Genomic DNA, 6000 nt, shown 5'->3' with positions numbered 1-6000 from the left:
TACCCTTAGACGAGCGCCCATATTTTTGGTCACCTCGGTAGATATCTTATCCGTATTTATTTATCTTTACATAGTTTGGTTTTTTCGCGCCAACCTACTTAAATTAAAACTTGCTGGTTATCATCCAATTTGGAAATCTGTATTATCTTACACAGTTTTTCTATTTTTAGGCAATCTTTTTATTCAAATCAAAAAAAATATCAAATCTATATTTATCCTTCAAAAATACGATGTTACAGTCATGAAGAGTATGAACATATTATATGGTGTAAAACATGCTACAAGTGAAAAAAAGCATCAAAACCTCTGTTAAAGGTTTGCTTCTTTCTTACGAGCAATTTACAAATTCTAGATTTTACAAGTTAAGAGAAGAAACTAATGGCATGTTACTGCCAATTGTTTATAGAAAAATGTACGATCTTTGTTGCCAATTACCCGATCTAGATATTATCGAAGTTGGTGGAGCAACAGGTACAGGAAGTGTTTCCTTAGCTTGGGCACTTAAAGATCAGGAAAAACAATCTAAATTAATTGTAGTTGAAAAGTGTGAAGGCGGTACTCGTGTTGATGTGGGAGGATATGCTGAGAATCTGGAATTAATTCAGAGTCACTTTAGCAAATTTGGTGTGAGCGAGCAAATACGTCTGTTTCCCAAAGAACTAACTTTTGAAAATGGGGAAGAAGCAATTTCTTTGATTAAAACTCCGAAACTAGCAGCATTTATTCATGATGCAGATGGACGGATTGACAGAGATTTTTATTTATTTTGGCCTCTGCTGTGTGAAGGTGGGTTAATTATTATTGATGACTATGCCAATGAAGCAAATTATCAACCCATTAGCGAACGTCATCCCTTAGGTGGTGCTAAATTGATTTTAACCTATCGGTTGCTAAATCAAATCATGGAATGGGGGCTGTTTAAACCAACCCTAAAAATTGGTAAAACTATTTTTGGCATTAAGCCACGCAATGCAGATTTTAGCCGCTTTAATCTGGCTACTTGCCAAAATATTGTTGCAGAGATTGAATCTGAACGCAGAGAATATTTAGCGAGTCGTGCAAGAGCTGTAAGTGTAATTTAACTGTTGATTGTGCTGGAATAATATCGGCTACAACAGAGCAAGCATAAATTATCCAAATTTGTAATTAATCAGCCAAGATGCAGCAAGTCTTCATTTAGATAATGGCTATAACAAATGATGCTTCTGCGTTGCTACTTCCATTTATAAACTTAGGTACAGTATACCAATTCAAATAATGTTTGCGACACATCAATAATATTTTAGAAGGGCACAGCAGTGCTGTGCCTTTACCATCTGTCGCATTCTTTTTTCAAATTTTTATCAGACTTTTATAGAAAGCATCTATTGCCTAAGTAGCTCGGTGTTAAAAATTGTTGTTATGACAAGGTAGAAGGCAGAAAGAAAGAGGTTTTCAAGCAACTTTACTTTTCGTTACATAGCTCGGTTTATTTGCATTGTTCTACTTAATTGAGGAGAATTACTAGCTAGATTTTTTATTGATAATCAAATTGGATGGCTATATTTGTTTCAACGGTAGATACATTTAATGGTAGATGCACTTGTGTAATTAATGAACTGTGTTTGAGATGCTGCTTAAATTAGCTTGACACTAACGCTATTCAATTGAATTAAGCTAGGAGGGCCTTCAACTTTTTGCAGAATACCTCGGTGTTCAACAGTTCCACCTTGAACTGTGATTTTGCCACCTTCTTGAGATTGGAATACGTCAGTTGTAGGATTGGTTGATTTAAATGTGCAGCGGCTAAGTTTAGCATCAGCTTTTTCTGTGACGTAAACTTGAGCTTGACAACTTCTACCACCACGACAACGAGGTTCTATACCTACACAATCTTGAACATTTGCAGTTGACCAAAATCTGTAGTTGCGCTTGTTGTCTGCTGCTTTTGTCCGCACTAAAACAGAGTTGCTAGCTTTGATATCATAACCTGCATCAGTATGTCCAGAAGCACTAGTATCTTCAAAGTAAATATCTGAGACATGTTCTTCGGCAACAAAGCCATCTCCATTCCAGTAATCGCTGGGTTTGCGAGTTTGATGACAGTTGTTCATGGTTGTTTTGATCAGCTTGACGTGATGTACATCGCCTTGGAGATGAACGCCCATACAAAAGCTGTCACCATCTTGTCGTTGTGAGTCGCCAAATACTTCCTGGATGAGAATATCATGGGCATCAGGTGAGTTATTAGCTTTCTCATCAGGTTTACCGAAACGGATAGCACCTTTTGAGTAGCCTTGAACCTCGGCATTTCTAATCACGACATTTGCGACTTCCCAAGCACTGGATGAACTTGTTGATTCAGGCCGATGTTCAACGAATCTTTGAACGTTGGTAGCTTTTGTTTTTTCTATGGTCACATTACCTTTAGTACCAGCAAACACAAAGCAACCATTACCTATATTCATGCAATGCATGTTACGAAAAGTGAGGTAACTAGCGCCGGGAAGAAGTTTAAAGAGGTTGTCTCCGGTTTTCCCGATTGAAGGTGGTTGATAGGGACTGGTGCGACTACCCATAATTATCGGCATCAATGTTTCTTGTCCAGATGCATCTGTACCCCGGACGGTGACTGGTTTTCCGGGTGCGCCGCCACTAGCAATTTTAATGCTCTTGGGCTGGTTGTAGGTTCCATTGAGGAGTCTCACTTCACCTCCCGGCCCGACTTTGGTGATAAATGTCGGTAAATCTTTAAGTAATCCTGCATTGCTGGCGCTACTACCATTACGGCTACCAGCACCTGTGGGAGAAATATACAAAATCTGCGTGGGAATTGATTGTGCGTCAGCTGAACTATGACACATTCCCATAAAGCAACCAGAGAATCTGAGGAGGAATTGAGTCAACAGCAGCGCTAACAAGAAACCGACAATAGAGAACACAAACATCAGTCCAGCTGCACCAAACTGCTGTCGCAATTTGCGCGAGAAAGTACTGATGGGATTCATCAGTGCAAAATATTTTTTCATGAGATCGCACTCAACTAAATTGACTAGCCGAAAATAAGGAAAATACTCTGTACCACTACTGCAAAAATTGGCTACAGGTCGATGTTATTGCTTCCCTGTGTTGTTTGTAGCCAAATCGTCGGCACCCAGTATTACTACGTAATGGTGTTGGTATTTGAAGTTATTGATAACATTAAATTCATCAATTAGTCAAATTTTTTGCAAAATCAACAAAAACTTTGCGATGAAAACCCGCTATAATCCATCACCCAATTTCTTGGTAGGAAGAGGCGATCGCTAATTCTGCATGTTCGGTGAGAGTATCTTGATCGAGAGTATGGACGAGATACTGGGGAGTCACCGCCAAGAGTTTCTCAACTCGCTGTTTAGCCACGCCTACTACTGATTCATCCAGGCTACCGTTACCTAAAGAATCAACAAAATCTTGGGCGATGTGATAGGTGCGTTCTAGGGATGATGAATTTATGTTACGAGAAATAATAAATAAATCGCAGCCAGCATTTACTGCTTGTGCGACTGTCCCTTTTATGGTAAAGCGGTCGGCAATGGCTTTCATATCTAAGTCATCGGAGACAATCACACCAGGAAAACCCAATTCTTCCCGCAGGATGTTGGTGAGAATTTTTCGGGAAAGAGTGGCGGGAACATCAGGATCGATTTTGGGAAACAGGATATGAGCAGTCATAATCAAGGGAATTTGTACGGCGATGAGTGCTTTGAAGGGAATTAACTCGCGATCGCGCAAATTTTCCTTAGTAAGATGCAATATGGGTAGTTCTAAATGGGAGTCTTGACTTGTGTCGCCATGACCGGGAAAATGTTTGGCACAGGCGAGAATTCCTGATTCTTGCAGTCCCAGGTAATATTCTTTCGCACCTTTAGCAGCCGTTTGTGCAGTTGTTCCAAAAGCGCGAGAACCAATCACAGGATTCTCCGGATTGGAATAAATATCTGCAACCGGGGCCCAAGAGAGATTTATCCCTAAAGATTTCAGTTCCACTGCTGTGGCTTTTGCCACTTGATGCGATCGCGATTGCAATGACAATGCATAAGGAAAGCGTGTAATTGGTACGGGTGTACGCACAACTCGACCGCCTTCATGGTCTAAGCTAAAAAACATTGAATCGCGTTCAGCATATTCTCGAATCTGGTCAATCAACTCCCTAAAAGTTTGCAACCAAATTTCATAGCTAGCGTCATCTAAAAAGTTTTTAGCAAAAAATATTACCCCAACAGGTTGTAATTCACTGAGTGCACGTTTGTCTTCATCGCTTAATTGCGTTCCGGAAATGCCGAGAATTAAATGATGTCCAAATTTTTGCAGATGCTGCGCTACTGACATAATGTTTTACCTGTGGTGATGAAATTAACAACATTACAGCAGATTTCAAAAGCCACACAGGTACATACCAATTGGTAATTTGTAATCAAGAAATTCGGACAGAATTGAGGTTGTCAGCTTGAAATCTGTGGCCGAATTTAAGAGATTTGGTATTTTACTTAGCTTTGTGACCTAAGTTGTGTAGTTCATAAATTGAAATCTGCTGTAAGTTCTTATATCAGAAGTATGGTAATTGCTAGTAGTTATTTATGCAATCGGTCATGAGTAATGAGGATTTCTCAAGACTATTGCTGAGTGTGATTAATTTTCATCAATTTGGAGTCAGGACATTTAGTCATGAAAAACTCCACCCACGGATCGGAGTTTTTGGGCATTAGGCATGGGGAAGAAGCTACCAATGACGCTATTGAGACAGCCGGGTGGTTCTCCAATACCCGAAGCGGCGGGGTAGTTGTCCCTTTCCCGCCGCTTTCAATGAAAAATGCGTAGACTAAAGTCCTGGTGCTTTGGTGCAGTTAAAGTTCTGGGATGAGTGCAAGTTGTCTGACAGGCTGAGGTTTGATGCTACTCAAACTAGTAGGTTTCAAGGTAATTTTTGGTTCGCTACTGTGCAAAATCACAGCTTCATAGGGTACTACTCCAGCGATTTCGCTACCCAGACAACGAGCCGCAGCTTGAGACAAATCTAGGCTTCTGGGTGGGATATAGGGGCCGCGATCGTTGACGCGAACAATTACTGATTTGTTGGTTTTTAAATTTGTTACCTGCAAATAAGTGTTAAACGGCAGGGATTTATGGGCTACAGTCAACTCATTTTTGTTGTATATTTCGCCATTAGCTGTTAAACGACCATGAAAATAGCCTCCATACCAAGAAGCTAAACCAGATAGTTTGGTAGTAGAAGGTGTGACACCATACATTTGTTTTTGCCCCTCCACAAGTGTTAGCGTCGAGGCTTTGAAAGCAGAACGCAGATTATTTACCCATTCGATTGCTAACAAGTCAGCACTCTGGTGGAATCGGCGGGAAATTTTGGTTTCAATTCGCGATAAAAAGCGATTACCTGCCATTAATGCAGGTAATCCATCTACTAAAGCAGGCCTTAGTTGATTGGCATTAAAGTTTGTTGATTTAACTAGTTTAGTCAAGCGTTTCTGCATTGACTTGGCAGCCATTTCTGTGGGTAAACTGCCAACAAGATGGTTATTTACCCAAAGTTCATAGTTATTTGGCTGTCGATGCACAACCAAGACTGGTAAAGATGCAGATATCAAATTTGGCTCTAGAGGATGAGCAAAGCGGAAGAAATCTTGGAGCGATCGCAGAAATTTATGTGGAAAAAAATCTCGGTTTTCTAGACTAGAGTTAATGATAGTTCCAGATGGTAAAACTCTAGCAGCATTGATATCAGGCTGTTTGCCTACAAAATCTCGCTCAAAAGTACAAAGTTGCTTTTTGCTATTTTTAACTGCGGTTGTTGGAGAATTTAGCGGTTTATGCAATTTGCTTTTGGATTCATTATTGTCCCAATCTATTTTTAAGAATCTTGATGGTAGTAGCGTTGTACTCCATACTTTCATCGGTTGCTTAGGTCGCACAAACAATGGCCGATGCTTATTAACTAATTTGCCTATATGGGCTGAAACTTTT

5 protein-coding genes are annotated in these 6000 nt (G+C 40.1%); 2 read left to right on the top strand and 3 right to left on the bottom strand.

What is annotated here, in order from left to right; all coding sequences use genetic code 11:
• Together H6G41_RS34840 and H6G41_RS30915 are read left to right on the top strand one after the other, a co-directional pair.
• Positions 1-313 (top strand): hypothetical protein (locus H6G41_RS34840; RefSeq protein WP_206756962.1); only part of this gene is annotated, 313 nt, incomplete at its 5' end.
• 97 nt (positions 314-410) lie between these two features.
• The gene (locus tag H6G41_RS30915; RefSeq protein WP_206756961.1) at positions 411-1082 is read left to right on the top strand and encodes a class I SAM-dependent methyltransferase; all 672 of its coding nucleotides are present in this window, start codon (positions 411-413) and stop codon (positions 1080-1082) included.
• A gap of 534 nt (positions 1083-1616) precedes the next feature.
• Here H6G41_RS30915 and H6G41_RS30910 read toward each other — a convergent pair.
• The 3 genes from H6G41_RS30910 to H6G41_RS30900 all read right to left on the bottom strand — a co-directional run bounded on the left by H6G41_RS30910 (position 1617) and on the right by H6G41_RS30900 (position 5948).
• Positions 1617-3008, bottom strand: a complete 1392-nt coding sequence (locus H6G41_RS30910) for a hypothetical protein (protein WP_190751784.1) — start codon at positions 3006-3008, stop codon at positions 1617-1619.
• Between the two features lie 244 nt (positions 3009-3252).
• Positions 3253-4350, bottom strand: coding sequence for a beta-N-acetylhexosaminidase (nagZ, locus tag H6G41_RS30905; RefSeq protein ID WP_190751782.1), 1098 nt, complete (start codon positions 4348-4350; stop codon positions 3253-3255).
• Between the two features lie 515 nt (positions 4351-4865).
• The gene (locus H6G41_RS30900; RefSeq protein ID WP_308796763.1) at positions 4866-5948 is read right to left on the bottom strand and encodes a septal ring lytic transglycosylase RlpA family protein; all 1083 of its coding nucleotides are present in this window, start codon (positions 5946-5948) and stop codon (positions 4866-4868) included.
• Positions 5949-6000 lie beyond the last annotated feature (52 nt).

The sequence above is a fragment of the Tolypothrix sp. FACHB-123 genome, from assembly GCF_014697075.1.
Classification (GTDB): domain Bacteria; phylum Cyanobacteriota; class Cyanobacteriia; order Cyanobacteriales; family Nostocaceae; genus Aulosira.
The sequence above is the reverse complement of the archived record's forward strand: the minus strand, read 5'-3'. Positions and strand labels throughout refer to the sequence as shown.

Bases quoted from the DNA above. Each gene is read 5' to 3' on its own strand.
- H6G41_RS30915 (WP_206756961.1), top strand. From the start codon at position 411: ATGTACGATCTTTGTTGCCAATTACCCGATCTAGATATTATCGAAGTT.
- H6G41_RS30910 (WP_190751784.1), bottom strand. From the start codon at position 3,008: ATGAAAAAATATTTTGCACTGATGAATCCCATCAGTACTTTCTCGCGC.
- nagZ (WP_190751782.1), bottom strand. From the start codon at position 4,350: ATGTCAGTAGCGCAGCATCTGCAAAAATTTGGACATCATTTAATTCTC.